Raw genomic sequence first — 25,670 nt, forward strand, 5'->3', positions numbered from 1 at the left:
TTTAGCCAGGAATGATTGATGCCTCATGAGATAAAACAGATGCAGACTCCGCGTTTGACTGCAGATCAAAATGTACGTTAACTTGCACGCCTTCTCGCTCAAAAGTGACATCATCAAAATCGGTCATAGCGATTTTGAATCCATTTCTAGCAAAAAAGCCAGTCACCATAGTTCGCTGCTTAATTTCTAATGCAGACGCGAGTAGCTTATCCATGGCATTCTCCTTGGTTATTGTGGGGATATGGGAAGAAGATACACATAGATTGGTATGAAATCAATTTTATATAAAGTTGCTTTTGATGAAAATTTTAATGTAAGTCAATCTATCATTTACCCCACGTGATTTATTCCACGCAAAACCTTGATAACAAAGCGGAAGAGCATCCCACATTGTGATAGCAAGCATAAAGATGGGGGTGTTAATAAATACCGCCGAAACAATATGTTACAAAGATTAGCGTTAGGCCTAGTTGAGTAGACAACGCAAAATTCTAAATCTGAACAACCGCCCTAAAATGACTCACTCTTCAATACTTGTGATAACTCAGACCTAATAAAAGTAGATATCTCGGCTAGCTTTCTTGGCAAAGGGTTTTGATAAGGGTAGGCCATATACATGGAACGTTCTATATCAAAAGTTTGCGATATTCGGATGTTTTTGTCTATATAGTTACTTTTAACAAGATAGTTTGGAATGACACCAACCCCAACTCCCTCAGAAACAAAGTTTATTAAAATAGAGGTGTTATCAACTTCGATAACATCAGTATATTGACTTTTAATTGATTCCTTATTCGAATGATGTTTGTAGATTAATAGTGTTTTGTGGTTGGCATTACTTACCCTAGATATCAAAACATCACTATAATCACCAAGTTTATGTGCAATAAGAGTGTCATCAATAACATTATTAAGCCTAATCGCTAAATCTACATTGCTTTCTAATAAATTTTCTACATTGTTACTTGACGATATTTCAAAATCAACTTTTGGATATCGTTCTTTTAAGTCTTTAAGAACAGAACCAAAAATAGAAGAGGCTATAGAGTTGGGCATTGTGATTTTAAACTTTCCATCAATGCATTCACTCAACGAGCTAGCTCTGTAATTTAACTCGTGCAAACTCTCTAACGTCTTGATAGCAAGCTCTCTAATGCTTTCGCCATGATCAGTTAAAACGAGTTTCCTTGTTGTTCTGTGGACGAGTGTTACGCCAAGTTGTTTTTCTAATGCTGCTAGCTGCCTGCTGACTTGAGCTTTAGACTTTCCAAGTTCTTTTGATGCATCTGTAAGAGAGAGGCGTTTACAAATGGCTGCAAAGCAGATCAGCTCATTGTTCATCAATTCCATGATTGTTACCTTTTTGCAACTCTGAGTCACGTTGTCTTTTAACTGGTGGGAAAGTATAACTTGCATCATCGGAGGGGGACAATGATATTTAAAAGCCGCCATGAAATAATGGCAGACTACTATCTTAATAAAACCATATTGGATATTAAGTTAAACCGATATCCTGAAGGAATTAACTCAACCGGATTAAATATAGAAAATAAAGATTTAAAAATAAAAAATTTGTCTCGTGAACTTACTAAGTTGGATTCGGGTGATTTAATTATTTATTGTGCATCATTGATAATGACTCATTCCATATCGGAAAAAGTAATAATAAAAGTTGAAATTGATTCTTTAAATTATAAAGTTAAAAGTGTGAGGATATTTAAATATGAAGACTGCAATACAAAATTCGAAAAGATCTGTTTATCAGAAAGATACATTGTATAGAATAATAAATAATATTAGTACTTTGTATACCAAATCACTAGTAAAATTATTTGGTGAAGAGTTGAGAATCCATCATTGCAAACATAAGATTAATGTAAGAACCACTAACGAGTTGAGTGAACATATGAAGAAAGATCTAGGTATAGATTGAAAAGTAGAGAGTTTATATCTAATAGATTCCTTGTTCCTATAAAGATAATATAGTACTTACACGTTTGGGTTAAGCAAATGCGTGTCCATGTTGTCTCATATTGAATGAGCAAGATGCAAAACCAACGTGCATGGTGTCAGATACAGAAGTGGTCGCTGTGGTGGAATCGAAGTTCATGGCCCATACAAGACAGCTGATGAAGCTTGCAAAGCAGCAACAGCCAAATACGGTGTAACTAAACTGACTTCACCAATGCTAATCTTCTAACTCTTAAGTTCGCATTATATGTGAAAGGGTTAATATAGGTTAGACAGGGGCGCCTGCTTGTAAGGCATTGATTAAGCGGGGATTATTGTACTTATCATCTATCAAACCGAACACCAAATTTTGATCGTCTAGTTCCAGTAAGTCAGCGATTTTAAAGGCTATTTCCCAATCCATAGAACAGCTACCCGCGCGCCAGTGGGCTACGCGACTACGACCAACGCCAAGTTTCTGAGCTAGTTTGTAGTCTGAGCCCAGTTCGTACTTAGCTTTTACTCTGTCTAAAAGTATGTTTGTGTAGTTCATTTAGTAACTGTTTAAAAAAGAAACAAGATTGTTAAATTGTAGAGCATCTTACGTGCTATTTCAGTAGTTTAACTCGTTTGTACGTTTAAAATAATTCGTTTACGGTTGCCATGTTCAAAAAAGAGACAGCTTGCGGAGGCTATGAACATGGAACGTATAATCTCAAACCCAATTCACTTACCTTGCCCTGATATGGCAGGGTGTGCAAATCCAGACCCAATCAAAACGGCTAAATCACTGCGTAAAATCGCAGAATTACGCGAGAAGTTCGCCGAGCAATTCCCTAAGAAGAAACAGACCTACATTCCTACACGTTTTCGTCAGGGGGTTGTAGCATGAATCTTAGTATCTGGAAATCGCGCCGCAATCAGCGCCAACTTGTTGCATCACAAGACAACGGAACTCATATCTACTTCGATAGTTTTGAGCTTGAACCCGTTGAAGCCTCACTTTGGCTTTACCAAGGGATGACGCTTGTCGCTTGCATCAAAGCACAAAACGACACCTTGGCCGATATTACGACTACTGCTAACCGTATGGCGACACTTGGCGCGCAAAACAACGGCCAACCACTACACGAAATCCGCAAGCAAGATGAAGCGCCCCAAGCGGGCGCGGATTCTTCCCTTTAATCAGGGGGATGTATGGACTTCGACACCAAAGCCATAGAAATCAAGATGGCGGGCAAGACGTTCGCCAATGATGCCATTCATCAAAGCGCCTTTTCACGCCGATTCTTCCCACGCTTACCCGCGATAGTTCGCAATGATGTGCGCCGTAAAGTTGAGGCGCGCACACAGCGCCAAAACGCCACACGTGAAAACGTCATTAAAACCGCCAAAGACGCGGTGAAATTTGGCTTGAAGTGCGCACACCATATCGAGAATCGTTACTCGTTTGTCGACAGTCGCAAGGGCGCGCATAGCGAGCCATTGACGCACAATATCTTGATGCGTGACGACGCGCTGACTAAGTTCGCGGAGAAGTACGCTGACCAATGCGCCGAGATTTTATCAAGCCTAAATGCCGAAGGTTACGCCTCTTTTATTGAGGCATTAGCCGCGGTTTATTCTGAGCAAAAAGCGTTACTTAAGACTATTCACATTAAGCCGCCTTACGTAAATTTCAACGCGAAAGACGTTGAAGTGTTAGAGCAAATGCTAACGGCCGCCGTACTCAAAATGCAGTCGGAAAAGTGGGTCGAACGTCGTTTGCTGCGTCTTCGTGGTGACTACATCGAGTACGCCCAAATCACCATGAGCCGTGTGGGTGACAAAGGCCATCAAAGCAAATACGTGTCAGAGATTTCCTTTAGTAACTGGAAGCGCAAGCAGCGTGAATCCGAGAAATACATGAAGTCGATGAGCGTGTACAACGAGGAAACAGGCGAGCACTTTCCATTAGAGGAAGTGGCAAAGCGCACCATTGCTAACCCTGAGAACCGCCGTATTGAAATGATGGTTCGCTCACGTGGCTTTGAAGAACTGGCCGACGAACTGGAATACACCGCGCTTTTCATTACGTGGACACTGCCGAGCCGTTATCACCGCAATTCACCAAAGTGGGACGGCTCAAGCGTCAAAGACGGACACGCCGAATTAATGCGCCAATGGTCACTTGCTCGCGCTAAGTTGGCAAAGTTGGAGATTGAATACTTTGGCTTTCGTGTGGCCGAGCCACACAAAGACGCAACCAGTCACGCGCACTATTTCTTGTTTTGCTCTCACAAAGACAAAGCCAACATCATTCGTATTCTACGCGGTGAGGCGATTGCGCCAGACCGTGAAGAACTGGGTGACGACATCACGCCACGCTTTGACGTAAAAGAAGCCGACCCAAGCAAGGGCGGCGCAACGGCTTACATTGCCAAGTACGTTTCGAAGAACATCAACGGTAAACACATGCCAGACACCGAAGCCGAAGAAAGCGCATTTAAAGTGCGCGCTTGGGCGTCGGTACATCGCATTCGCCAGTTTCAGCAATTTGGCGGTGAGCCTGTGTCTTTGTGGCGCAGTTTACGCCGAGCGACAGCCGAACAAACCCAGAAAGATGATCAACTAGAAGAACTGAGACAAGCGGCAGACTCATCCAAATGGGCGCTGTTTTGTCAGTTAGCTAAGGGCGCGAAGTTGGCTTACAAAGAAAACAAAAACGACTACGGCGAGCCAATCAAAAAAATCATTGGTTTTGAGTGGTGCGGTCAAGTCATCGAAACCGCTAGCGAGTGCTATTCGCTCGTGCAAACGAAAGACGTAAAGCGTCTTTTAAAAAGTCGCGGAGCGACGTCTTGGAGCACTGAAAATAACTGTAACTCCCCACTCATTACGGAGTTGAAGAAGCTCACCGGATGGAGCTTTGAGGGAGTGAAATGCCTATTAGAGCCGTTGGCGAATGGGGCGACAGTTTCCATCGACCAATATTGTTCAATCAAATTACAAAACAACACATTACGACTGATTTAACCCGTTTGGGATATTGCTTGCGACAACGATTTCAGCAACTAGGTAAGGACAACCCAATGAGCACCATCGACAAAATCACCCAAGAAATGGAAGCCGAAGTGAAGCGCAGCAAAGGCGGCGTGTTTTGGCGTCTATTGCTGGTCTGGATGAAAGAAGTCAACAAACAGATTCAGAAAAAACCGAACACCGATGAAGAACTAGCCGAGGCTTAAACAATGGAAATGCTATCTCTTAAAGAATGTCAGCAAGCAATGGCCGCGCTCGATGCCGCCGACAAACTCAACGCCAGTGTGGAAAAGGAGTTGAGCCAGTTTAAAGAAATGGACACCAACGCAATTATCAAGCGTGCAAGCAAGATGCTCATGACGGGTAATTTTTCGCTTGAAGCGTTTGGTTTGAATCCGACGCTATTTCAGCAAATCGAGCAGTTAACCAAGCTCAATAACAAGGTGCGTGAAAAATATCGCGGTTGTGTGCAAGGCAACATGCAGCAATTGGAAACAGTCGAGGCGACCGCCGATGAGTAAACATCCAAACCCAATTCGTGGGCACGTTTCGTGCCCCGTTTGTCATACCGCTTCAACCGTGCATCGTGTTGGTGAGGGCAAGTTGATTGCCGAGGGCGAGCCAACCAAAAACGGGCGCAACTTAGGGCTGCTGTATTACAAGTGCCCAAACTGTGGCAACAGCCCAATGAGCAAGAGCATTAACGCCTTTGTGGAATCCAACATGGTTGACTCGGTTGAACAACTGGAAGCGAGTGACGCGGTCACAATTGACGCCGAATTGCCAACGGTTGAGCCAGTAGCCGAAACCGTTGTAAGCATTGATACGCCTAGCGTTGAAGTAATTGAACAGGTTAACGCGCCAAGCGTTGAAATCGAGTCACCAACCGAACCAGAACCCGTAGCAATGCCCATTAAAAAGCCGCCGTTTCCGGTGAAAAAAGTCTTAGCGGGGATTGCGTTTGTTGCCTTGTTGATTTGGGCAATCCGTCAACTGATGCCAACCAAACAGCCAACCGAACAGGGAGAGCCAATCAATGCAGGGTGAAATTGAAAACCAACCAGATATGGACGACTGGGGCGACTTCTCCGCGGTTATCAGCGGATTGGAACAAACTGAAGTCAGCGAGTTAACCGACTTACCAACCGAAGCCGCCAACGACGACAGCAAACCTGCGGGCGAGATGTTTCAAGGCGCATTGTCGGTGTTGTTCACCATTGCCGAGCAAGCCACGACGATTATTTCCGGTGTGGATTTTGAGTTTGACGAAAAAGGCAAAGCGGCGGTGATTGATGCGGCGTTGCCAGTGCTTGAAAAGCATGGTGACACGGTCACGTCAATGTTCGGTAATTACATGGAAGAAGCGGTGCTTGGCTTGGCGGTGTTGTCGCTGGTCTACAGTGCCAAGAAAACCATGGCATACCAAAAAGAACTATTAGCGATAGAGGAGAAAAAACAGCGTGAGCAAAAAGAAAAAGACGCCGCTTAAATTCCCCAATCCGGTCAACTCGAACCCGTCACACGATGCCGGGCATGTGATTTACGTGGCGGGCACGGGCGGGGGAAAAACCTCCGCCGTTAAACACTTGGGGTTGGTGCCAAAGGCCGCGCAAGCGGTTTTTTTTGACCCATATCGAAACTACGCGGGGGCAAAATTCCGCGGTCAACAATGCCTTGAAACCAGTTCTCGTGTGGCGTTCGTCAAAGCCTTGGTGATGGCACGCAAGCGTGGCAAGTCGTTCAAGTTAGCCTACATCCCCAAAGATGGCGCGTGTAGTGAGGAACTCGAATTTTTCAGCGCGGCAGTGTGGGCGGTCGGTAACGGTGACGCTGACCAACTGCATGTGATCATCGAAGAGCTGGCAAGCTGTGTCGAGACGTCCGGCAAACTGAAAGGCAAGGCGGGCGAATTGTGGCGCGGTGGTCGCCAATATGGGCTTGTGCTGCACTCGATTTTTCAACGCGGTCAGGAAGTACCAAAAACCGTGACCGAGCAATCGCCTGTGTGGTGGATTGGTGCGGTTAACTCAATGGCGGATGCGCGATGGCTTGCCGATAAAAAGGGCTTGTGTGTCGATACCTTGGCGGGCTTGAAGTCCGCCAAGCACAACAAAGCCGCGATAGGCAAACCGATTGCCGAATATATGCTCGTTCGTGACGGTATCGGCAACGTGGAAAAGTCCTCATTTAACTGTCTGACCGGAACGATTCACCGCTAATTTCAACGCTCATTCAACCTATAGGTTAGCCACTTAACCTATAGGTTGCTCCAACTTCCAAGCCCGCCCGTTTCCCTGTTTCATGAAATCACTTTTTAACCGTGTACAACCGAAAGGAACACCATGAAACAGCAACATAAAAACCTTTTGATGGCACTGATTATCACGCTCATCGTGATTGCGGCTATCAACAACATCAGCGTACTGACGCCAGTGCGTGAAACCCTTAACGGCGACAAAGGATGGTTCTAATGGAAGCGTTAAAACAGCCTTTTAACCCACGTCCACGTGAGCTTGACCCAGTTGAAGGTGTGAACTGGGGCAACCAAGCCACATTGCGCTTGGTATCGGGCCCAACTTACCAAAACATCGAGCTAGTCACTGACATTCTTGACCCTGCGGACATTGAGCGCATTGCGGTCAAAGTGAACGGTCGTGAAATTGTCAACGTGACAGGTCAAGACCTTATCGACTTGCAAGAGCACAAGAAAGAGTACGTGCAAGCGGGTCGCTACGTGTTGAACTTCTCTGACATGACGATGCGTACAAAACTGGGTATCCGTACAGGTGAGCTTGTGACCCTACAGGGCGAAATCTGGTTTATGTACATCCAGCTAAAAGCCAAGACAGGGACAGCGGCGCCAATGATTCGTGCTCGCGCTCATACCACCGCGGCGCAAACTCAGCGTATCTACATGCCACGCCTTTACTCACAAACGTGGTACGCCGCGGCAAGTGGTCGCACGCCGTTTGACTTTGCCGAGCGTAGCGCGGCGCTGTCTATCAAGCGTTTGCACCTAAAAGACAACACGATTGAACGTGTTCGCGTCCTACGTGATGAACGTGAAGAGCTCAACGTCAACAAAGCCGATAACGCCTATGACCTCGCGGCAGCGGGTCGTGAGCAAAACGCGGGCTTTTTCTCGCTGGACTTCACGCGCTGCGGCTTTGGTAGCGAAGCGCGTCTACCAACCGCGGCCATGAAACAACTGGCGTTTGAAGTGGAAAAAACGGCGGCGGGCAGTATTCCGGTACTGATTGAAGCCATCGAACAAGTGGCGGTGCCTACCGCGCAGTAAGGGGGCGTTATGGCGCAAGAGCAAAGCATGTGGGGTTCCATTTGGGATGGCGTGTTAGAAACGGGCGGCGAACTGCTGACCGACGTCACCAACTTGGGAAAAGACTGGCTCGGCGTAAAGATTGAGAACGAAGCTCAACGCGTCGAATCCAGCAATCCAGATGAACAGCGCAAGCACAATAACGACTACCAACAACCCACAGGTGAGCCTGTTTACACCTCCGCGTTTGCGGGGGTGACAACCACGCACCTCATGATGGGCGCGATGCTGTTCGTACTGTTGTTATTGGCGGTGTTCTACGTCGCTAAGGGGAAGAAGTAATGCCGTTTATTCCATACCTAATTGCAGGTGCGGTCGGCGTTTGGGCGGGCGTCAAAGTGTCGGGCGGGTTTGACCGCATCGGCTTGGTGCTCGCTCTGCTTCTGGTTTGTTACATCCTGTACAAGAAAGGATTCAAATTATGATTGGTGGGCTATTAGGTAACTCCGGTTCGATGCCAATTAGTGCCAACGGTGGCCCCGCAACCAGTGGCGCCAATGGTAAATCGGGCGGCAGCCTGTCAGTGGGCAGCATCAACATGGGCGGCGCGAGTGTGTTTAACCCGTCCACGTTGATGATGATTGCAGTAATTGTGATTGTGGCGGTGTTGCTATGGAAAAAGAAGTGATTGAAGTGGTGACACAATCGAAACGGGCGCTTGGGGAGCTCAAGCCCGCGTTTCGTGCTTGCCCACAGGCTTACACCGAATTGTGTAAAGCGGTGAATGAGGGGCGTGTGAGTCTGTATCGCCTCAAAAGCGCCGATTGTTCGTTAGTGATTGCGGGTGAGCGTGACGGTGACAACTACTTTTTGTGGGGCGTCGCGGGTCACGGTCTGCGTTCGGGCATCAAACAACTGGTTAATGTCGTCAAAGCTGCGGGGATGCAATCTTTATCGGCTGATACGGCGTTTCAAGGCGTGGCGCGTTTGGTGCGTTCGATTGGCGTCACTGCCAAGCAAGACGGTGACTTTATCCGCTTAGATTTGGGGGTGTTGTAGATGGGCAGTTCTAAATCCAAGTCGAGTAATACCAGTAACACCACTAACGTCAGCGGTCAGAACGCCATTAGTGGTGACAACCTCGGCGTTGCCATTTCGGGTGTGAACAACTCGACCATTAACACCACCATGACCGACCACGGCGCCGTGACTGCCGCCATGGAGCTTGGCGGGGAAATGCTCAACAGCAATGAGCGCATTTCGCTGGAAGCCATGGACACCACGCACGACATCGCCGAAACCGCGATTGATGAAGTGGTCGATTTTGCGGGCAGTTCATTGGCAACTTACGCCTCAACCAACAGTGAAAACCTCGATATGTTGGCGGGACTGGCGGGCAGCCAAGCGGCGCAAAACTCAAAGAACCTAGAAGCCATGATGGATTTGGCGAAATTCAAACAGGACGGCGGGCAAGTCGAAACAAGCAAAATGATGGTGGTATTAGCAATCGTGCTTGTGTTGGTGCTTGGCTACGTAATGGTGAAGAAACGATGAACACGCAACTTATCGCGGGTCAAGCCATCCCGCTAACGCCTGACGGCAATTGGCTGTATCTGAAAGCGGCGCAAGCTGAAATCGAAATCTATCGTGAATCGTCCGGTGAGCGCGTCACGCTTGGCAAGTCGTCGGTGTTTAACGTAGGCGAGGGTAAACACCTTGGGCGTTTGCTTATCTCTAGCCGCACCGACAACGAAATCGAAATTCAGTTTGGTTATGGATCATTTATGCCGCCTGTTGAGGGTCAAAGCGTGGTGGTTCAAGCGCTGCCGAATGTGGTGATTGAACACATGCCAAGCGTGACGGTTGAACACTTACCCGCGGTAGAAATCGCGCCCAATCAACAGCTGGCAGTGTCCGCGCTGCCTGCTGTTGAACTGGCAGCCAATCAGAAATTGGCGGTGACGTCATTGCCGTCGGTGGAAGTGTCCACGTTGCCCGCGGTCACGCTCGAATCAACGCAAGTGGTCAAAGTGGATGAGCAAGTCAGTAGCAACCTTATCACCGAAGCCGTGAGCGTGTTTCCGCACAACATGGCACAAAACGCCACGCGCAAAGCCATCACGATTAAGGCGTCGAAAGCCAACACCGCTTCGGTGTTTGTTGACGCGTTTGAACTGGAAGCGGGCGAGCGCATCACCATTGAAAGCACCGCCGCCATGACATTAACAGGCGCGGCGGGTGACACCGTCACGATTATGGAGATTTAACGCATGGGACAAGTACGTGACAATCTGCCAAACGGCAACCCACGCAACAAAATCGAATACTTGGCCGATTGCATTGATGATGCCAAGGCGAGCGCAAGCGGGGAGCCGCCGAAAAACTTATTGGTTAACCCTGATTTCTCAGCGGCTCAGTTAGACATCAACTGGCAATCGGCATTCTATGCCCGATGGACAACAGGCGCATTCACCTACGAAAACCAAAGCGCCAGCGAAATGCACCTAGGGCGCAGCTTTGGCCGTCCCGCACCATTTGGTTGGGGCGTCGAAGTCTTTGCCGAAGCGCGCCACTTTCACGCTGCGCACTACAACACCCGAGGCGGTGAAGTAGAAAAGCGCGACCCAACGGCAAAAGCCACGTTCTTTATGATGGGTGGCGATAAAGCCAAGACGCTGCATTTCAGTGTATTTAGCGCACCAATGGAAACCGAAAAGGTGCTGGAAATCGTAGACGGTAAAGGCGTATTGCTTGACCTGTCGTACTCGGTCTATCTGAAAATGCACGACGACACGGTTTACCACCGCTTTGGTGTGGTCGAACTCGATGCAAACGGCGACTTTGTGGATTACGTGGCAACAAGCATGACCGCACAACCAAAAGCGCCGGATTTTGTTCATAGCTGGATTCACGGCGTGAAACTTAAGCCAGGGGGCATTTATGCCTTTTTCGTTGAGTCTGACATGAACAACGGCAGAAAGAGCACCGCGTTTACAGGCGCAGGCGTATTCCTAAACCCAAGCCAAGCGAATGTCGTCCCAGACCTAACACCGAGCCCAGTAGCAAAAGACACGATGCGCTGTGTTGATTCGTTAGGGCGCCTGACGAAAGCAGAGCTGACAGGGGGCGTGAGTGTCGATGTGGGGCGCTATTCAATGCCGTTTGGCATGGAGAAGCACCTGATTTTCTGTAACTGCCAAATCACAGGAACGACAACCGAGGCACCTTACAGTGCATCGACCATTACCAAAGTGAATCACAACACGGTACAGGTGCAAGGTGATACGGCGGGCGGTCAATCACACGCGCATTTGATGGCGTACTACTCGAAAACGCCCGTGCACTTGAATTACTTCAACTCAGTCAACTATCAAGCGGTGTAGTTATGCCGTTGTTTATCTTTGTCATCATACTCTTAGGGATTGGAGCGTTTACCATGACGACATCAACCACATCAAGCGTTCGCGGGATTCGCATTCATAACCCGCTTAACATTCGCATTGCGGGCAATGCATGGAAAGGTAAGGTGACGCCGTCACGCGATAAAGCCTTTGAAACCTTTAAAGCGCCCGAATGGGGCTTTCGTGCGGGGGCGATTTTGCTGCGCAACTATCAACTACGCCATGAACTGCACACGCTGACCGAAATCATTCACCGCTTTGCGCCACCAAACGAAAACCACACCGCCAACTACGCACGCTTTGTTGCGGGGCGCGTGGGCGTCGGTATGGATGAGCGCATCGATTTGGTGAACAACAAACCGCTGTTGGTCGAAGTGCTTCACGCCATGAGCATCATGGAAGTCGGTCGCCACTACAGCAAACACACGGTGCTGAAAGGCGTCAATCTGGTTTAGGAGAAACACAACATGTTTGAACGTTCTACATTAAAAGGCTTGGCGCTACTGGGTTCCGTCGTCGCGGCGGTCACTGGCTACGGTCACTTATTCAGTGTCGAAATCACCGAAACGGGCGTTAATCTTGGCGGAGCTGTCGGCTTGGTCATTCCCGCCGTGATTGGTGTGTACGAAGCACTGCCGGACAGCTGGAAACCGAGCAAAAGTGTAGGGGCTTGGATGGAAACCGCCCTAGTTAACGCCTTGTCGGGTCTGGGCTTTTCGTCGGAATCGCTTGTGATGTTTGCGCTTATGGGGATGAATCTGAAATACCAGATTGCTATCAATAAGCAGTTAACCCAAGGGCTGCAAGAAGTACGAGAAAGTGTTTTGGTTCTAACGGCCACGCGCAACAATGAAAGTTAAGTCTTAAACCGTGCGAACTGGTTCGAAACGTCATTAATGACGATTTACACAATGAGTAGGGAGCCGATACTTTTGGCGGGTCGATTGACCTCGACAGGCTTCAAACGAAAGCCACCAAAGCAGAAGCCTAAAAAAGCCGAACCCTTAGCGATGGGGTTCGGCTTTTTGAATTCTAAATGGCTCAAATTCAAGATAAACAAAAACTGAACCAAAGGGATTTGGTTCAGCGCGCAAGTTGTCAACTAGTGGTGCTTTTCTTTACTGTCTTAGCTTTTTGCTTGAACTTGTCATCTATTGTTCCCATTGCATGGAGGCGACCAAGCAACTTCGAAGTAATAGAAGAGGACATTGCGTAAGGCATATCTTTAATCTCAAACCAAACCCCAAGCTCTTCGTGCATCTTACGATGTTGTTCATTTCGAACTTTAATGCTTTCACCCTCAACAACCACACCAGTGACGAGTTTAGCTTGGTTGGATTTGTAGAGCTTGGTTTTAGTAGGATGCATGATATGTCCATGTTTCGTGATGATTTTTTTAGCAGAACTTCTGAATAGCTTATTCACCTGCATTCCAGAAAAGGTGAGGTCATCAACATATACAGTCATCGTCACGTTATGTTTTGTAGATAGAGCTTCAAGCTCAGAGAACATTCTAATATTTGCCCAGAAGGCCAAAGGCATGCTTATTCTGCTGCCAGTAGGGATGTGCTTGTGACAAGTGCATAAGTCGGCAAGTATTTCAGACACATCACTTGAGCACTTCATCACGCCGTAAAAGAAAGAGAAAACCATGTCCCACGTTGTTGAAGGGAAAAAAGACTTTACGTCTGTTGCCAGTAAAGGGTACTTATTTTGATGCTGACGAGCGTTGGTAATGTTAGAGTGCTGTTTCTTACCTGAGTGCAGATATTGTGGGGTTGAGATACGACAAAGCAGACTCGCAATACGAGTATGAACAATGTCCAAATCACGGGCTGGCTTCTGAATTTTTCGAGCTTTTCCTGACTCGCCTATATCGTCAAACTCAGAATAGTTACCTTTATCTTGCCTTAACTTTTTAAGCTTATCTGCATCAACATCAAGTAGTTTTCTTAAGACTTTCTTGCTAGTCAACTTGTGAAAAGGAGAGTCTTGAAGTGGATAAGACTTATTCTTTGTTTCTAGTTTAAGCTTCGATTTTCTTGTCATCTTTTTCTGCTATCCATTCCAAAATTGTCAATGCCTTTCCAGCTAGCATTGATCTGATTTTATTAGCATTTTTCCCTTTCTTAGTGTTTAAGCTATCCGAAAAGAATATCAATGATGAAACAGGAATTTCGAAGGTAGTAGAATACTTTTCAAGTACGTCTTTCGTTACTGGGGATGTGCCAGACTCTATGGCTATAAGTGTTTCTTTTGACATATCTAAACGACGCGCTGCATCAATTCGAGACAAGTCGTGATATTGCCTGATGAGTCTCAAAGCTTTAGCTATCATTAGTAATAACACCTTGAGTTCGTTGGAGAAGCTTGAAACTAGGGAGAGCGCCTTACTCGCCCCCCTCAAACCAGTTGATGATGTTAGTAGCGATGTTGAAGACCCTTACGAGTCGCCAAAACCACTTAACCAATGGTTTTTCTTGAGGGTGGTTTTCTTGCGCTTGCTGGTTGGTACTTACACGATTAGTTTTCATAATATTTTCTCCTATACCTCTGAACCCGCGACAATATCATTGCTGCGTACAAATTCAGAGTTCGCCCTATAGGAAAAGGATTAACCAGCACAAGCTCCCGTTCCACGCGACTTTGGGTCGCCCCAAAGTCGCGAATTCCCCATGTCCATGTCATGCAACACTCACGCACGCACGGTGCAGCGGTGGAGCGACGGGGCATGTGGGGGGAAGTTTTTAGAAAGTACAAGACTTTCCTCGAGCACCTAAGTAACTCAATTTATGGCGTATTTTTTATCCTTCGATGTAAATACAGGATATACAGTATGATCGATCATATAATGTGTCAATATGCAGTGTGTGCGATTGGTCATAAAGCATGCAAAAAGTGTGTGTTTTATTTCTTTTGTGAAGGAAGCCAAGGGGCTGACTTCATCCGGCGGCCGCCACGAAACGGCAAAACGTTTTCTTTAGCGGGATAAATCTTGGGGTACTCAAAGTGTCCGTACATTTCCACAAACTGACGATGTTCGTCACGCCAAAACACAAAGCTTTCCAATTCTTTAGGGCTGAACTCACGACCAGATGGTGTGATTAACACAGCGCGTTGCTCACAAACTCGAAACCCAGACCAACGAATGTCATTAGGTAAATAGCCAAGTGATTTGATGAGTAGAAGTTTTTCCGCCATCGGATTCACCGGAACGGTGCCATCTAACCAACGAACAACCGTCGGCTTGGTAACGTGAAAAACTCGGCGCCTTGCTTAAGGGTTTTAAATTCGCGCCAGAATAGAGTGCAGAATGATTCGTGAAACATGACAACGCTCGCAATTTGATGAACAGACTAAAATTATTTTTTTCTTGTTTTTTCGCCTTAACCGAACGCCTCATAATGTGGCGGTAAGGGGTTTGGGCGAGTTTTGTAGATTGCGGGAAACAATCGCCAGTAATAGTACAAACGACTTAAACGTTTAAAACTCACAAAATTAAAATTTACGGCTTGGTTATCAGACACTTATGAAAGGCTTAATCAAAGAGTTAGACTTTGTTAACAAAATACCCCTTGGTGCGTATTATATGTGTTATGTTAAATTACTTGGTTTACTTCCTAGGTTCATGAGAAACCAAAAATCAATAAGTTACCTCCTCTCACTTTCACTTTACAAAAAAATGTTCTGAGTCTACTATTTGTTCATGAGTCTATGTTCTATGTTTACTGTCAGGTTCATACTCAGTGTATTTAACAGTATTCAGATTTACCATAAAATAGCTAATATCAATCTATCAATCTACGATTGCTTGCTCTTCAATTAGCAACTTATAAAAAATGGCGTCTATTTCTTTAGACGCCATTTTTGTTTACTGGAAATATTAAATTAGCCACCGGCTAATTTGACTGTCATGCCTTTCTTTTCAAGATGTGCCTTGATCTTGTCTCTAGCATCACCTTGAATCTCGATATTGCCATCTTTTACAGAGCCACCACAGCCACAGACTTTTTTGAGTTCTGCCGCTAATAACTTTAAAGGTGCATCATCCAAGTCTAAACCTGTAACAATGCATACGCCTTTACCTTTACGGCCTTTCGTTTGGCGCTGAATCCGAACAACACCATCGCCTTTAGGGCGAGATACTTTTTCTTCTTCCGGTTTAATTCGACCGGTTTCTGTTGAATATACCAGAGTCATTCTATTGTTTCTTTTGTTGTTGAGCTTGCATCGCTTTTTGCTTTGCAACCAAATAAGCTTCGATATGGCGTTGAATAGCGGCTTTACTGCCCTTAATCAGTTTACCATTAAACATACAGTACCAAGAGTTAGGTTGGCCTGTATCGTTTTGAATAGTATAGCCGTTAAAGACCTCTGATTTTGCAACACCAGTTTGCTGCACTCTTTGTCCGAGTGAAGCAAACTCTTTGGGATCAATAATCGATGCGGTGTCACACCACCAATCAATGCTTTTCTTTACCGCCGTCAAACTGCCCTGTAAAACGTGGTTCTTGATTTTAACCTTCCAAACACTGCCATCTGATCCGACTGACTGCAGGTTAAAACCTCTATAATTTGAAATCGCCATACCACTGAGTCATCTGTTTAATGCGTTGATATAATCATAATTGCTACTGAGCAATATTCAAATACGGCTTGAATAATCCTTGCTCTAGAAAACAACTTGTATCATAAAACGCGTCTCGATAACGTTAATCACTTTGCACTGTTTATACAATCTTCCAAGAACTCATGAAATTTGTGCCCGTTGTTTTGAAGCATTTTAGGGAACATTGAGATCGGAGTCATTCCTGGAAATGTGTTTACTTCGTTTAAGTAAATCTCATCATCTTCCGTTAGGAAAAAGTCGATACGAGATAAATGACGAAGATTCATTTGTTTAAATACCGTCTCTGACGCGTGTTGGATGGAATCTAATTGTATTTGAGTTAGATTCTTCGCCTCAACTTCTGTGAGCGAGTGACTTGAACTGCTGTACTTTTCATCGTACGAGTAAAAAGCACCATCAGGCGCGATGACCTCGCCTGGCTTAGTGATATGTAGTTGGCCATTCATCTCATATGCAGCAACTTCAAGTTCTCGAGGTTTTACTGCTTTCTCAACCAACACTTGGTCAGAAAACCCAAAAGCATCATTTACTGCATTAGAAAGCTTGTCTTTTTCTGTGACACTGTAACAGCCAACGGAAGAGCCTTGGCGAGCGGCTTTAACAAAAACTTTTCCCCACTTTTCAAAGGCTTTATGAGCTTGAACGTGAGCTTCTTCATCGTTTCGCGTTAAGAATAAGTATGGCGTATTGGGTATGCCGATAGCGTCGTACCAAAGCTTAGATGTGATTTTATTGAAACTATTGCTACTCGCTTCTGGCCCGCAGCCAAGATAAGGAATACCTGCGATTTCAAACAGAGATTGAATGTCGCCTGTTTCGCCAGGAAAACCATGTATACAAGGCACGATGAAATCAATGGTTTGATTAGATTCACTTGAGCACAACTGCTTGGTATTGAGATCCAAGTAAACCAACTCACCTTGGTTGGTCATCCAACCTTCGTTTTTTATTTCTACGCGTGTAACGTGAACGTCTTCAATAAGATTTAGTTGTTGTTCGACAAAATTTGCAGACAATAATGAAATCTCGTGCTCAGAAGAGCCACCGCCGCATAGTAAAAGAATATTTTTAATCATGAATCCATCTTTCCGTGACCTACAAAAGATACTATTTATTATGATAAACCTTTGAAGTGTGACGTACAGTAATTTTAATGTGAGGAATGTTGTTCGAATAGGATTTGAGCAAATAAATAAGGGAGCTATTCGCTCCCTTATTTGATGTGTTAATTTAATTTGTTAAGCGTTGGGTAAGCTGAGTTTTTGATTGCATCAATGCTTTTAACAAATGGCCTTAACTGCTGAAATTGAGCTGGCAAAGTCGAAATCGCTTGCTTGGCTTCTGCGCTTGTTGCGTAGTCTCCGTACAAAACTGAGAACCACTTAGTACCGTTTACAACTTTGTAGTTTTCCCAAATTGGCTGACCGTTCTGTGGCAGCTTATTTGCAAACTGATCGACTTTCGCTTGGCTACCCACAGCTGCGACTTGAATGGTATAGCCGAATCGTTGAATGCCAGCTTGCTTTTTACTTGGTGGTACGATCTTAACTGGCTTCGCCTGCTCTTTTGGCGTTAGCTTGACTACTTTCTTCTCTTCAGGCTTTGCCGTCATTTTCACAACAGTTGGTTGTACGTCTTTTTCTACTACAGCGTTTTCAGACGCCATAATTGGTTTAGAGATACGATCTGATTTGTAGTCCTCTCGGTAACTTTCTGAGGTCACATCCGTGATGTAAGTTTCAGATGCACAAGCAGAAAGCAGAACTGACAAGCCGATGATTGCGATTTTTTTCATGAAGTAACAAATGCTCTGGATAAATATTACGATAAATCATGCCGATAGCAGGGCCGTTTATCAAGCATCAAATACAATAATCTGTGATTTTGATGTGATGAATAACACAAACTCCATAAGCATCGTACACATTTTCTGCAATGTCTGGTCTGAAGATGTTTTATCAGTAAATTATTCGTTTATGATTGATATGAAACCGAGAAGCCAACGTGACTTACAAACGGCCAGGAGTCAGCATGAATAAATTACATAAACTCTTTAAACCCAACTCTGTGGCCGTTATTGGGGCATCTCAAAAAGCATTGCGAGCAGGACATGTTGTGATACGCAACCTTCTACAAAGTGGATTTGGTGGCGCGATTATGCCAGTAACGCCGCGATATAAAGCCGTATCTGGCGTGATCGCTTACCCTGATGTAGCTTCCCTGCCCTATACGCCAGATATTGCAATTTTGTGTACGAACGTTTCACGTAACGAGCAATTGCTTAAAGAGCTAGATGAGAGAGGCACACCGTTTGCGATTGTTATCTCTGATGACCCTAATCCTTTAGATATCTCATCATTGAACATTCGAGTCTTAGGCCCAAACAGCTTAGGTATCATCCTTCCTTGGCACAATTTTAACTGCACGTTTTCCCCTGTTGCAGCTAAACCCGGAAAAATTGCTTTCATCTCACAATCCGCGGCGGTTTGTACCACGGTTTTAGACTGGGCAAATGATAAGAACATTGGTTTTTCTTCGTTCATTTCGATTGGGCGCGGACAAGATATCGATTTTGCAGATTTGCTCGACTATTTGAGTATGGATGGAAACACTGAAGCTATTCTGCTTTATGTTGATAATATCCAAGACGCTCGCCGATTTATGTCTGCTGCGCGCGCCGCTTCACGTAACCGACGTATATTGGTGCTAAAAGCGGGCCGCTCTAAAGAGATGAATACTTTTGAGCAGCAAGACGGAGATACACTTGACGTAATTTACGATTCTGCTATTCGCAGAACTGGTATGTTACGAGTCAGCAATACGCATGAGCTTTTTGCCGCGGTAGAAACACTCACGCATTCTGTGCCACTTCGTGGAGAGCGTTTAGCGATCATCACCAATGGCGGCGGCCCTGCTGTTATGTCCGTTGATACTTTGATTGAACGTGGTGGCCAACTCGCAACGCTTGATGACGCTTCCATTGAGCAATTACAAGCAGTACTTCCATCCAACTGGCGTGCTCGAAATCCAATTGATCTGTCTGGTGACGCAACCCAAAAACGCTATATTGATACCATTAACGCACTGATGAATAACGACTGTGCAGATGCGATATTGATTATGCATAGTCCTTCTGCTGTTTCTGATCCTCTTGAAACTGCTCAAGCCATTATTAATGCAATCAAATCTCATCCTCGGCATAAGCATTTTAATATCTTGACCAACTGGTCAGGAGAACAAACGTCGAGAGAAGCGCGACTGGCATTTACTCAAGCAGGTATTCCAACCTATAGAACACCTGAAAGTGCGGTTGTAGCATACATGCACTTGGTCGAATACAGACGAAACCAGAAACAACTAATGGAAACGCCAACGACGGCAGAGCCATTACATTCTGGAAGTGTGAGTTCAGCAAAAGAGTGGGCAAATGAACGACTACTGGATAAAAACACAGTCACCTTAGATACGCATCAAACCAGCCCATTATTTAAGCTGTTCGGGTTTAACGTTTTGCCTACGTGGATTGCATCTGACGACATTGAAGCTGTTCATATGGCAGAAAATATTGGATATCCTGTTGCGGTAAAATTGCGTTCTCCAGACATTCCTCATAAATCGGATGTTCACGGTGTTGCTCTAAATTTAAGAAACAGTCGAGAAGTTTCCAACGCAGCGCTATCCATTTTAGATACCGTAAAGCTCAGTTACCCTTCCGCCAATGTACATGGGCTGTTAGTACAAGGGATGGCAAAGCTCGGCAGCGCTGAAGAGCTACGGATTAGTATTGCAGTAGATAAAGTCTTTGGACCAGTGATCTTGCTTGGTCAAGGCGGCTCTGAGTGGAATATCGCCCAAGATGCCGTCGCTGCACTTCCTCCTTTGAACATGACGCTTGCGCGCTACCTTGTCGTTGTTGCCCTAAAGTCTGGAAAGATTCGCCTGCAGAAACACAAAGATGCGCTCGATATTACTGAGTTGTCGAAGTTCTTGGTTCGTATCTCCCAAATGGCAGTTGAGATACCAGAAATACAAAAACTGGATATCCATCCAGTGCTAGTGTCCGGAAGCGATTTAACTATCCTTGATGCAGATGTCACACTGTGTAAATACGAAGGAGACGCCCAAAAACGGCTAGCGATTCGCCCTTTCCCGGCAGAGTTTGTCGAAACTGTAACGCTTCGAGATGGCCAACCTATCCTGCTTCGTCCTATCTTGCCTGAGGATGAGCCGCTGCATGCTCAATTCATTAATAGCGTATCGAAAGAAGATCTCTATAAACGTTTCTTTTCTGAAGTTGGAGAGTTCAACCATGAGGCTTTGGCAAACTTTACTCAAATCGACTACGACCGCGAAATGGCGTTTGTTGCGGTAGCGTTTAATACTGACGGACCGTCTATCATAGGGGTAGCCCGCGCATTGATTACACCAGACAATAGTGACGCTGAGTTTGCTATTTTGGTTCGTTCAGATTTGAAAGGAAAAGGTTTAGGCAAAGTGCTGATGCAGAAAATAATCAGCTATTGCAAAGTTAAAGGCACAAAGCAAATGTCTGGAATGACCATGCCAACAAACAGAGGAATGTTGATGTTGGCTCAGAACTTGGGGTTTGAGATCGATGTCCAGTTTGCAGACGGTACGGCAGATATGGTGCTCCCTTTAAATTGAAAAGCGCAGCATTAGCGATGACTTTTACTTCTTACATTCGATAATTAATGGGAATCTAAGAAGTAAAAGTTACGTTGTTACTTTAGTTTCCAATTCTTTTTTAAGTACTGAATACACCAGGATTTTGCCTCACCCATAGTGTTCCGGCGCCATGCCAAAATAATATTCATCGGCTGTTCTTCAGTGCCTTCGATTCGTTTCAATACACCACTATCAATAAGAGGTTGTGCAATTTGGCTTGGTAATGTACCAATACCTAAACCTGCAGTGAGCGCTTCTACTTTTGCCGTAAAGTTGGTGACGGTCAAGCGAGGCTGTTTTTGAATAATATTAATTGAGAGCGCGGGTTGCTCACGTGCGGTATCTGCAATAGCAATGATCCGATACTTTTCTCGCGCTGCTTCATCAAACTTACCACTACGCTTGTGAACATAGTGATCAGCGGAAGCTACCCAATACATACTCATTTTACCAATTTTTTCTGACTTAACTTCTTGAGGAAGCGTATCCAGTGATGGGCAAATCAGTAAATCAGCTCTCCCCGTATTCAACGACTCCCAGCTACCAGCCAGAATCTCCTCTTGCAGCCTGACTCGAGTTGAGCTGACCTCGGCCAGCGCATCAACCATCGGGAAAAAGTTGGATATAGGAATAATGCCATCGAAGGCAATGGTAATATCCAGTTCCCAGCCATTCGCCAATAACGTTGCATCGTTCACTAACTTTTCACTGGCTTGTAAAATGGCTCTTCCTCTTTCAAGAATAAGCTTACCTGCTTCAGTAAAATGGGCTTTGTGACCAGAGCGATCGAAGATAATAATGTCTAAATCTTGCTCTAGTTTCTGGATTTGATAGCTCAGCGATGACGGGGCTCTGTCTAACTCATTCGCAGCAGCAGCAAAACTCCCTCTTCGATCAATAGCATCTAGAATATGGAGTGCTTCTAACGTAATTGGACTCTGCACATGGCCTCTCTTAATGTGACATTTATCACATTCGTTGTATTTGGATGAACTTATCAAGAACTAACGACAAATTATATAACATATTGATAACTAAAGACTAGGAATGCTAATAGCCTAAGAAGAAGATTCAATACAAATCAATAAATGACAATGGTAATGATAGTAATTACCATTTAGATCCATTAATATCCGCGTGTTGTTACCTATTATGGATCTAAGGTATTGAAGCCAATGTATAAAAAATCAATTTTGTCAGCCTCCATTTTAGTTGCCCTTTCCCATACTGCTTATGCGGAAGAAGCTTCTAAGTTTGAAGAAGTCGTTGTGTCGGCCACCCGTACCAACCAAACCATAAACACTGTTGCTGCTTCTGTTGCTGTTGTATCAGAGAAAGACATCGAAGAAAACATGGTAAAGGACTTGAATGATCTATTCGAGTATACGCCAGGTGTTACTGTTAATGGCACTCAACGCCAAGGCGTCCAAAGTATTAACATTCGCGGGATGGAAGGTAAACGAGTTAAAATCTTAGTAGACGGTGCATCTCAACCAGGTGTATTCAGCGGTGGACCATATTCGTTTATCAATTCTAGTGCCGTTACTGTCGACCCCGATATGCTAAAGAGTGTCGAAATTGTTAAAGGAGCAGCTTCTAGCCTACATGGTAGTGATGCAATTGGCGGTGTTGTCGCATTCGAAACAAAAGATCCGAAGGATTTCCTCAAAGATGGCAAAGACTTTGGTGGTCAAGCTAAACTCTCTTATTCATCGGAAGATAACTCTTTTAGTGAGCATGTAGCTTTAGCAAAGCGTTTCGGTAGTACAGAAGCACTTGTAGCCTTTACACGCCGTGATGGTGCAGAGCTACAAAATTTCTCTAAGGCACCTTACGATAACTATTCTGTGGACAACCAAGATTATTACAAAAACGATCTATTGGTAAAACTTCAATCTCAATTGAATGACGCTCATCGCTTGGAGTTTTTGGGAGAAGTTATTTACAACGAGACTGACTCAGAGATCGCACATAAAAGTTACAAAAACTTCAACGCTGAAGACACAACCAAGCAAAATCGCATTGGGCTCAAGCACATTTGGTTTGCAGATGCAGCTATCTCGGATACGATCACGTCCAAGCTTACATGGATTGGTAAAGAAGAAAACGGCGTCTCTAATCGCTTTATCGAAGCTAGCCCTGGTTACCCACCTTACGTACCGCCTAGTGGTGACAACCAACAGAAAAAAGATTACGAATATACTGAAGACAAATTTGAATTCGAAACTCAGTTAGATAAAGAGATTCAAAATCACTATATTGTTTACGGAATATCGTACAAACATAGTGACATCAGTAATACCAATCGCGAGTTTAATTCCGATCCTGGCACGCCAGATACTGTTTACGTTTACACACCGGATGCAAAAGAAGAAAGCTTTGGTTTATTCTTGCAAGATGAAATTTCGCTTCTTAATGACAAGCTAATTCTGACTCCAGGTGTGCGTTACGATTACTTCTCTACTAATCCTTCAAATACTTCTGAAGAGTCATTCGAGAAGTTTAGCGACTCTGCATTAACTGGTCGTTTAGGAGCAACTTACTCTATATCGCAACCAGGCACGATCTTCGCGCAAGTGAGCCAAGGGTTCCGAGCGCCATCGTTCGACGAGCTTTACTACACCTACGATAATCCGGCTCATGGCTATACCAACCGCCCTAACCCAAATTTGGGATCTGAAAAGAGTTTGTCTTATGAGCTTGGTTACCGTCATAACACTGCAGCGTCGGCAACTGAAGTAGCGTTCTACTACAGTGATTACAGTGACTTTATTGAGCAAACGTCATCAAACAATGGTGGTTTAACTGAATTCACAAATATCAATATTAGTGAAGCAAACATTAAAGGGGTTGAGCTCTCTAACCGTCTTGATTGGCATGCCATTGCTGGTCTTCCATCAGGCGTGACAACTCGCTTTGTTGCAGCATACACAGAAGGTGAAGATGGTGATGGTAATCCTTTGAACAGTGTAAACCCATGGAATGCCGTAGCTGCTGTAAATTACGATTCACCAAATGCACTTTGGGGGACAAGCCTAAAAGTAAACTACACGGCTAAGAAATCGAACAGTGATATCAACTCTGATGGTGATAAAGGCGGAATCAAAGACCAAGTTGCTTTGCCGTCTGCGACAGTCGTTGACTTAACGGCGTACTACAAACCAATGAAAGATATAACCATTCGTGCTGGTGTTATGAATCTAACGAATGAAGAATACCATCTTTGGAACGATGTTCGCGGTAAGACTGAGTTAAGTCGAGACAAAACGCAAGCTGAGCGTAATTATAACATTAGTGTTAAATACGAGTTCTAAACCTTAAAAACACAAAAGCCAGCGTAATGCTGGCTTTTTTATGGCTTTCATTTCAAAAATGTAAAGAAAAGTATGAAAAATGAAAGTTTACTGTTTTGCCATCTCTTTTTTCACCATTACTGCTGCTGCAATGATGAAAGTGATGATCAGACCGAGTTCCATGAACTACCCCAATAGCTATGAGAAAATTTATAACCCAAATTAAGAGTCGGGCATAGTTTAACAGCTCTATATATACTTGCTACCTTTTAACCAGTAATTTACGATTTTTTCCGATTTGGATCAAAAAAGACGCAATCACGCGCCTTTTTGTTACTATTATGTAAATTAAAGATTAGGCATCTGGATAACCTTGAGGGTTAGTAGACTGCCAGCGCCATGTATCGCCAGTCATTTCTTCTAGAGTGCGAGTTGCTTTCCAACCTAACTCATTCATCGCTTTTGATGGATCCGCCCAACACTCTGCAATATCACCTGGACGACGCTCAACAAGTTGGTATGGGACATCTTTACCACTTGCGGCTTCAAATGCTTTCACCATGTCCAGTACACTGTAGCCGTTACCAGTACCGAGGTTATAGATATGAAGGCCAGCTTTGCTACCTACTTTTTCTAATGCAGCAACGTGACCATCGGATAAGTCCATTACATGAATATAATCACGTACGCCTGTGCCATCTTTGGTCGGATAATCACTACCAAACACAGAAAGGAACTCTCTGCGCCCTACCGCAACTTGAGAAACAAACGGCATTAAGTTGTTTGGAATACCTTGAGGATCTTCACCTAGCTCGCCTGTTGGATGTGAACCTACCGGGTTAAAGTAACGAAGAAGTGTAATGCTCCAGTCAGGGTTCGCATTTTGGAAGTCGGTTAAACACTCTTCTACCATTAATTTGCTGCGCCCATATGGGTTAGTTGCGCTAGTTGGAAAGTCCTCTGTGATGGGTACAGATGCAGGATCACCATATACAGTCGCTGATGAACTAAATACCAACGATTTAACTCCGGCTTCACGCATTGCATCAACCAATACTAAAGTGCCATTAACGTTGTTGTCGTAATACTCTAAAGGTTTTGCTACAGACTCACCGACGGCCTTTAAACCTGCAAAATGGATAACAGCTTCAATATTGTGCGACTTTAGTGCTTCTACCATCGCCAATTTATCTCTGATATCGGCTTTAATGAAGGTTGGCTTTACACCACATACCTTTTCAATTCGATCTAATACCGTAGATTTACTGTTGTACAGGTTGTCTAGAATCACTGGCGTCATGCCAGCTTCGATCATTTGAATACACGTATGACTACCGATATAGCCCATACCACCCGTAACGAGTACTTTCATTTTATTATTCCTTCTGACGCGAATTGGGTTAGTTTAAAGC

The 25,670-nt window shown here is 44.9% G+C and carries 34 protein-coding genes and 2 pseudogenes; 23 read left to right on the plus strand and 13 right to left on the minus strand.

Annotated elements, in window-relative coordinates; translation table 11 throughout:
- Nucleotide 1: 1 nt before the first annotated feature.
- Complete coding sequence (locus IJ23_RS18780; protein WP_005376260.1) at nucleotides 2–214, minus strand: hypothetical protein; 213 nt, start codon at nucleotides 212–214, stop codon at nucleotides 2–4.
- Between the two features lie 296 nt (nucleotides 215–510).
- Nucleotides 511–1,350, minus strand: a complete 840-nt coding sequence (locus tag IJ23_RS18785; RefSeq protein WP_005376262.1) for a LysR family transcriptional regulator — start codon at nucleotides 1,348–1,350, stop codon at nucleotides 511–513.
- Between the two features lie 81 nt (nucleotides 1,351–1,431).
- On the opposite strand from IJ23_RS18785, the gene IJ23_RS18790 reads away from it, so the two are divergent.
- Complete coding sequence (locus tag IJ23_RS18790) at nucleotides 1,432–1,782, plus strand: hypothetical protein (RefSeq protein ID WP_005376264.1); 351 nt, start codon at nucleotides 1,432–1,434, stop codon at nucleotides 1,780–1,782.
- A 457-nt stretch (nucleotides 1,783–2,239) separates the two neighbouring features.
- Here IJ23_RS18790 and IJ23_RS18795 read toward each other — a convergent pair whose 3' ends face one another.
- Entirely contained in the window at nucleotides 2,240–2,503 is a 264-nt protein-coding gene (locus tag IJ23_RS18795) for a helix-turn-helix domain-containing protein (protein WP_005390085.1), read from the minus strand.
- Nucleotides 2,504–2,650: 147 nt separating this feature from the next.
- On the opposite strand from IJ23_RS18795, the gene IJ23_RS18800 reads away from it, so the two are divergent.
- The 20 genes and pseudogenes from IJ23_RS18800 to IJ23_RS18885 all read left to right on the plus strand — a co-directional run bounded on the left by IJ23_RS18800 (nucleotide 2,651) and on the right by IJ23_RS18885 (nucleotide 12,509).
- Entirely contained in the window at nucleotides 2,651–2,842 is a 192-nt protein-coding gene (locus tag IJ23_RS18800) for a hypothetical protein (RefSeq protein WP_005455288.1), read from the plus strand.
- Complete coding sequence (locus tag IJ23_RS18805) at nucleotides 2,839–3,135, plus strand: hypothetical protein (protein WP_033907063.1); 297 nt, start codon at nucleotides 2,839–2,841, stop codon at nucleotides 3,133–3,135. The genes IJ23_RS18800 and IJ23_RS18805 overlap by 4 nt, the downstream gene beginning before the upstream one ends.
- A gap of 12 nt (nucleotides 3,136–3,147) precedes the next feature.
- Nucleotides 3,148–4,965 carry a replication endonuclease gene (locus IJ23_RS18810; RefSeq protein ID WP_029815171.1) on the plus strand — a complete coding sequence of 606 codons (1,818 nt, stop codon included), beginning with the start codon at nucleotides 3,148–3,150 and terminating at the stop codon, nucleotides 4,963–4,965.
- A gap of 17 nt (nucleotides 4,966–4,982) precedes the next feature.
- The gene (locus tag IJ23_RS25455) at nucleotides 4,983–5,177 is read left to right on the plus strand and encodes a hypothetical protein (RefSeq protein WP_162484618.1); all 195 of its coding nucleotides are present in this window, start codon (nucleotides 4,983–4,985) and stop codon (nucleotides 5,175–5,177) included.
- A 3-nt stretch (nucleotides 5,178–5,180) separates the two neighbouring features.
- Nucleotides 5,181–5,492 (plus strand): hypothetical protein, encoded by a 312-nt coding sequence (locus IJ23_RS18815; RefSeq protein ID WP_033907064.1) that lies wholly within the window; start codon nucleotides 5,181–5,183, stop codon nucleotides 5,490–5,492.
- The gene (locus tag IJ23_RS18820; RefSeq protein WP_033907065.1) at nucleotides 5,485–6,018 is read left to right on the plus strand and encodes a hypothetical protein; all 534 of its coding nucleotides are present in this window, start codon (nucleotides 5,485–5,487) and stop codon (nucleotides 6,016–6,018) included. The genes IJ23_RS18815 and IJ23_RS18820 overlap by 8 nt, the downstream gene beginning before the upstream one ends.
- Complete coding sequence (locus IJ23_RS18825) at nucleotides 6,008–6,460, plus strand: hypothetical protein (RefSeq protein WP_005389714.1); 453 nt, start codon at nucleotides 6,008–6,010, stop codon at nucleotides 6,458–6,460. The genes IJ23_RS18820 and IJ23_RS18825 overlap by 11 nt, the downstream gene beginning before the upstream one ends.
- Nucleotides 6,432–7,190 (plus strand): hypothetical protein, encoded by a 759-nt coding sequence (locus IJ23_RS18830; protein ID WP_025555075.1) that lies wholly within the window; start codon nucleotides 6,432–6,434, stop codon nucleotides 7,188–7,190. Before IJ23_RS18825 ends, IJ23_RS18830 begins: the two co-directional genes overlap by 29 nt.
- A gap of 123 nt (nucleotides 7,191–7,313) precedes the next feature.
- Complete coding sequence (locus IJ23_RS25715; protein ID WP_005455307.1) at nucleotides 7,314–7,442, plus strand: hypothetical protein; 129 nt, start codon at nucleotides 7,314–7,316, stop codon at nucleotides 7,440–7,442.
- Nucleotides 7,442–8,269 (plus strand): major capsid protein P2, encoded by an 828-nt coding sequence (locus IJ23_RS18840; protein ID WP_005455328.1) that lies wholly within the window; start codon nucleotides 7,442–7,444, stop codon nucleotides 8,267–8,269. Before IJ23_RS25715 ends, IJ23_RS18840 begins: the two co-directional genes overlap by 1 nt.
- A 9-nt stretch (nucleotides 8,270–8,278) precedes the next feature.
- The gene (locus tag IJ23_RS18845; protein ID WP_025628392.1) at nucleotides 8,279–8,590 is read left to right on the plus strand and encodes a hypothetical protein; all 312 of its coding nucleotides are present in this window, start codon (nucleotides 8,279–8,281) and stop codon (nucleotides 8,588–8,590) included.
- The gene (locus tag IJ23_RS25460) at nucleotides 8,590–8,733 is read left to right on the plus strand and encodes a hypothetical protein (RefSeq protein WP_005455316.1); all 144 of its coding nucleotides are present in this window, start codon (nucleotides 8,590–8,592) and stop codon (nucleotides 8,731–8,733) included. Before IJ23_RS18845 ends, IJ23_RS25460 begins: the two co-directional genes overlap by 1 nt.
- Nucleotides 8,730–8,936, plus strand: a complete 207-nt coding sequence (locus IJ23_RS18850; protein WP_005455329.1) for a hypothetical protein — start codon at nucleotides 8,730–8,732, stop codon at nucleotides 8,934–8,936. Before IJ23_RS25460 ends, IJ23_RS18850 begins: the two co-directional genes overlap by 4 nt.
- On the plus strand, nucleotides 8,921–9,307 hold the full coding sequence (locus IJ23_RS18855) for a hypothetical protein (protein ID WP_033907066.1): 387 nt from the start codon (nucleotides 8,921–8,923) through the stop codon (nucleotides 9,305–9,307). Before IJ23_RS18850 ends, IJ23_RS18855 begins: the two co-directional genes overlap by 16 nt.
- Nucleotides 9,308–9,802: a hypothetical protein gene (locus IJ23_RS25305; protein WP_005389725.1), complete on the plus strand. Its 495-nt coding sequence runs from the start codon at nucleotides 9,308–9,310 to the stop codon at nucleotides 9,800–9,802.
- Nucleotides 9,799–10,515: a hypothetical protein gene (locus IJ23_RS18865; protein WP_033907067.1), complete on the plus strand. Its 717-nt coding sequence runs from the start codon at nucleotides 9,799–9,801 to the stop codon at nucleotides 10,513–10,515. Before IJ23_RS25305 ends, IJ23_RS18865 begins: the two co-directional genes overlap by 4 nt.
- 3 nt (nucleotides 10,516–10,518) lie before the next feature.
- Entirely contained in the window at nucleotides 10,519–11,631 is a 1,113-nt protein-coding gene (locus tag IJ23_RS18870; RefSeq protein ID WP_025580397.1) for a hypothetical protein, read from the plus strand.
- Between the two features lie 2 nt (nucleotides 11,632–11,633).
- Entirely contained in the window at nucleotides 11,634–12,104 is a 471-nt protein-coding gene (locus IJ23_RS18875) for a structural protein (RefSeq protein ID WP_033907068.1), read from the plus strand.
- 12 nt (nucleotides 12,105–12,116) lie between these two features.
- Nucleotides 12,117–12,343, plus strand: a pseudogene (locus IJ23_RS18880) (hypothetical protein).
- Nucleotides 12,324–12,509: a hypothetical protein gene (locus IJ23_RS18885; protein WP_021448528.1), complete on the plus strand. Its 186-nt coding sequence runs from the start codon at nucleotides 12,324–12,326 to the stop codon at nucleotides 12,507–12,509. Before IJ23_RS18880 ends, IJ23_RS18885 begins: the two are co-directional and overlap by 20 nt.
- A gap of 238 nt (nucleotides 12,510–12,747) precedes the next feature.
- Here IJ23_RS18885 and IJ23_RS18890 read toward each other — a convergent pair whose 3' ends face one another.
- From IJ23_RS18890 to IJ23_RS18920, 8 genes and pseudogenes are all read right to left on the minus strand, one after another.
- Nucleotides 12,748–13,698: a reverse transcriptase family protein gene (locus IJ23_RS18890; protein ID WP_025638086.1), complete on the minus strand. Its 951-nt coding sequence runs from the start codon at nucleotides 13,696–13,698 to the stop codon at nucleotides 12,748–12,750.
- Complete coding sequence (locus IJ23_RS18895) at nucleotides 13,676–13,987, minus strand: helix-turn-helix domain-containing protein (protein WP_025638088.1); 312 nt, start codon at nucleotides 13,985–13,987, stop codon at nucleotides 13,676–13,678. Before IJ23_RS18895 ends, IJ23_RS18890 begins: the two co-directional genes overlap by 23 nt.
- A 52-nt stretch (nucleotides 13,988–14,039) precedes the next feature.
- A complete protein-coding gene (locus IJ23_RS25310) occupies nucleotides 14,040–14,183 on the minus strand; it encodes a hypothetical protein (protein WP_154216299.1) in 144 nt (47 codons plus the stop codon).
- Between the two features lie 373 nt (nucleotides 14,184–14,556).
- Nucleotides 14,557–14,978, minus strand: a pseudogene (locus tag IJ23_RS18900) (phage protein).
- Nucleotides 14,979–15,537: 559 nt separating this feature from the next.
- Entirely contained in the window at nucleotides 15,538–15,849 is a 312-nt protein-coding gene (gene yciH / locus IJ23_RS18905) for a stress response translation initiation inhibitor YciH (RefSeq protein ID WP_005376292.1), read from the minus strand.
- Between the two features lies 1 nt (nucleotide 15,850).
- Entirely contained in the window at nucleotides 15,851–16,237 is a 387-nt protein-coding gene (locus IJ23_RS18910; protein ID WP_005376294.1) for a DUF3319 domain-containing protein, read from the minus strand.
- Between the two features lie 128 nt (nucleotides 16,238–16,365).
- Nucleotides 16,366–17,355: a D-alanine--D-alanine ligase gene (locus IJ23_RS18915; RefSeq protein WP_033907069.1), complete on the minus strand. Its 990-nt coding sequence runs from the start codon at nucleotides 17,353–17,355 to the stop codon at nucleotides 16,366–16,368.
- A 149-nt stretch (nucleotides 17,356–17,504) separates the two neighbouring features.
- Nucleotides 17,505–18,074, minus strand: a complete 570-nt coding sequence (locus IJ23_RS18920) for an SPOR domain-containing protein (RefSeq protein ID WP_005390018.1) — start codon at nucleotides 18,072–18,074, stop codon at nucleotides 17,505–17,507.
- Between the two features lie 236 nt (nucleotides 18,075–18,310).
- Here IJ23_RS18920 and IJ23_RS18925 point away from each other — a divergent pair, with 236 nt between their 5' ends.
- The gene (locus tag IJ23_RS18925) at nucleotides 18,311–20,944 is read left to right on the plus strand and encodes a bifunctional acetate--CoA ligase family protein/GNAT family N-acetyltransferase (RefSeq protein WP_033907070.1); all 2,634 of its coding nucleotides are present in this window, start codon (nucleotides 18,311–18,313) and stop codon (nucleotides 20,942–20,944) included.
- 77 nt (nucleotides 20,945–21,021) lie between these two features.
- Here IJ23_RS18925 and IJ23_RS18930 read toward each other — a convergent pair whose 3' ends face one another.
- A complete protein-coding gene (locus tag IJ23_RS18930) occupies nucleotides 21,022–21,909 on the minus strand; it encodes a LysR family transcriptional regulator (RefSeq protein ID WP_033907071.1) in 888 nt (295 codons plus the stop codon).
- A gap of 231 nt (nucleotides 21,910–22,140) precedes the next feature.
- Between IJ23_RS18930 and IJ23_RS18935 the strand changes: the two genes are divergently transcribed.
- Nucleotides 22,141–24,279 carry a TonB-dependent hemoglobin/transferrin/lactoferrin family receptor gene (locus IJ23_RS18935; protein WP_033907072.1) on the plus strand — a complete coding sequence of 713 codons (2,139 nt, stop codon included), beginning with the start codon at nucleotides 22,141–22,143 and terminating at the stop codon, nucleotides 24,277–24,279.
- A gap of 334 nt (nucleotides 24,280–24,613) precedes the next feature.
- Here IJ23_RS18935 and galE read toward each other — a convergent pair whose 3' ends face one another.
- Complete coding sequence (galE, locus tag IJ23_RS18940) at nucleotides 24,614–25,630, minus strand: UDP-glucose 4-epimerase GalE (protein ID WP_005376309.1); 1,017 nt, start codon at nucleotides 25,628–25,630, stop codon at nucleotides 24,614–24,616.
- Between the last annotated feature and the right edge of the window lie 40 nt (nucleotides 25,631–25,670).

It is taken from the genome of Vibrio sp. OY15 (assembly GCF_000742455.1).
Lineage (GTDB): Bacteria > Pseudomonadota > Gammaproteobacteria > Enterobacterales > Vibrionaceae > Vibrio > Vibrio alginolyticus.

What these genes read in the sequence shown, in the direction of transcription:
- IJ23_RS18780 (WP_005376260.1), bottom strand. Translation starts at nt 214, where the DNA reads ATGGATAAGCTACTCGCGTCTGCATTAGAAATTAAGCAGCGAACTATG.
- IJ23_RS18785 (WP_005376262.1), bottom strand. Translation starts at nt 1,350, where the DNA reads ATGGAATTGATGAACAATGAGCTGATCTGCTTTGCAGCCATTTGTAAA.
- IJ23_RS18790 (WP_005376264.1), top strand. Translation starts at nt 1,432, where the DNA reads ATGATATTTAAAAGCCGCCATGAAATAATGGCAGACTACTATCTTAAT.
- IJ23_RS18795 (WP_005390085.1), bottom strand. Translation starts at nt 2,503, where the DNA reads ATGAACTACACAAACATACTTTTAGACAGAGTAAAAGCTAAGTACGAA.
- IJ23_RS18800 (WP_005455288.1), top strand. Translation starts at nt 2,651, where the DNA reads ATGGAACGTATAATCTCAAACCCAATTCACTTACCTTGCCCTGATATG.
- IJ23_RS18805 (WP_033907063.1), top strand. Translation starts at nt 2,839, where the DNA reads ATGAATCTTAGTATCTGGAAATCGCGCCGCAATCAGCGCCAACTTGTT.
- IJ23_RS18810 (WP_029815171.1), top strand. Translation starts at nt 3,148, where the DNA reads ATGGACTTCGACACCAAAGCCATAGAAATCAAGATGGCGGGCAAGACG.
- IJ23_RS18815 (WP_033907064.1), top strand. Translation starts at nt 5,181, where the DNA reads ATGGAAATGCTATCTCTTAAAGAATGTCAGCAAGCAATGGCCGCGCTC.
- IJ23_RS18820 (WP_033907065.1), top strand. Translation starts at nt 5,485, where the DNA reads ATGAGTAAACATCCAAACCCAATTCGTGGGCACGTTTCGTGCCCCGTT.
- IJ23_RS18825 (WP_005389714.1), top strand. Translation starts at nt 6,008, where the DNA reads ATGCAGGGTGAAATTGAAAACCAACCAGATATGGACGACTGGGGCGAC.
- IJ23_RS25715 (WP_005455307.1), top strand. Translation starts at nt 7,314, where the DNA reads ATGAAACAGCAACATAAAAACCTTTTGATGGCACTGATTATCACGCTC.
- IJ23_RS18840 (WP_005455328.1), top strand. Translation starts at nt 7,442, where the DNA reads ATGGAAGCGTTAAAACAGCCTTTTAACCCACGTCCACGTGAGCTTGAC.
- IJ23_RS18845 (WP_025628392.1), top strand. Translation starts at nt 8,279, where the DNA reads ATGGCGCAAGAGCAAAGCATGTGGGGTTCCATTTGGGATGGCGTGTTA.
- IJ23_RS25460 (WP_005455316.1), top strand. Translation starts at nt 8,590, where the DNA reads ATGCCGTTTATTCCATACCTAATTGCAGGTGCGGTCGGCGTTTGGGCG.
- IJ23_RS18850 (WP_005455329.1), top strand. Translation starts at nt 8,730, where the DNA reads ATGATTGGTGGGCTATTAGGTAACTCCGGTTCGATGCCAATTAGTGCC.
- IJ23_RS18855 (WP_033907066.1), top strand. Translation starts at nt 8,921, where the DNA reads ATGGAAAAAGAAGTGATTGAAGTGGTGACACAATCGAAACGGGCGCTT.
- IJ23_RS25305 (WP_005389725.1), top strand. Translation starts at nt 9,308, where the DNA reads ATGGGCAGTTCTAAATCCAAGTCGAGTAATACCAGTAACACCACTAAC.
- IJ23_RS18865 (WP_033907067.1), top strand. Translation starts at nt 9,799, where the DNA reads ATGAACACGCAACTTATCGCGGGTCAAGCCATCCCGCTAACGCCTGAC.
- IJ23_RS18870 (WP_025580397.1), top strand. Translation starts at nt 10,519, where the DNA reads ATGGGACAAGTACGTGACAATCTGCCAAACGGCAACCCACGCAACAAA.
- IJ23_RS18875 (WP_033907068.1), top strand. Translation starts at nt 11,634, where the DNA reads ATGCCGTTGTTTATCTTTGTCATCATACTCTTAGGGATTGGAGCGTTT.
- IJ23_RS18885 (WP_021448528.1), top strand. Translation starts at nt 12,324, where the DNA reads ATGGAAACCGCCCTAGTTAACGCCTTGTCGGGTCTGGGCTTTTCGTCG.
- IJ23_RS18890 (WP_025638086.1), bottom strand. Translation starts at nt 13,698, where the DNA reads ATGACAAGAAAATCGAAGCTTAAACTAGAAACAAAGAATAAGTCTTAT.
- IJ23_RS18895 (WP_025638088.1), bottom strand. Translation starts at nt 13,987, where the DNA reads ATGATAGCTAAAGCTTTGAGACTCATCAGGCAATATCACGACTTGTCT.
- IJ23_RS25310 (WP_154216299.1), bottom strand. Translation starts at nt 14,183, where the DNA reads ATGAAAACTAATCGTGTAAGTACCAACCAGCAAGCGCAAGAAAACCAC.
- yciH (WP_005376292.1), bottom strand. Translation starts at nt 15,849, where the DNA reads ATGACTCTGGTATATTCAACAGAAACCGGTCGAATTAAACCGGAAGAA.
- IJ23_RS18910 (WP_005376294.1), bottom strand. Translation starts at nt 16,237, where the DNA reads ATGGCGATTTCAAATTATAGAGGTTTTAACCTGCAGTCAGTCGGATCA.
- IJ23_RS18915 (WP_033907069.1), bottom strand. Translation starts at nt 17,355, where the DNA reads ATGATTAAAAATATTCTTTTACTATGCGGCGGTGGCTCTTCTGAGCAC.
- IJ23_RS18920 (WP_005390018.1), bottom strand. Translation starts at nt 18,074, where the DNA reads ATGAAAAAAATCGCAATCATCGGCTTGTCAGTTCTGCTTTCTGCTTGT.
- IJ23_RS18925 (WP_033907070.1), top strand. Translation starts at nt 18,311, where the DNA reads ATGAATAAATTACATAAACTCTTTAAACCCAACTCTGTGGCCGTTATT.
- IJ23_RS18935 (WP_033907072.1), top strand. Translation starts at nt 22,141, where the DNA reads ATGTATAAAAAATCAATTTTGTCAGCCTCCATTTTAGTTGCCCTTTCC.
- galE (WP_005376309.1), bottom strand. Translation starts at nt 25,630, where the DNA reads ATGAAAGTACTCGTTACGGGTGGTATGGGCTATATCGGTAGTCATACG.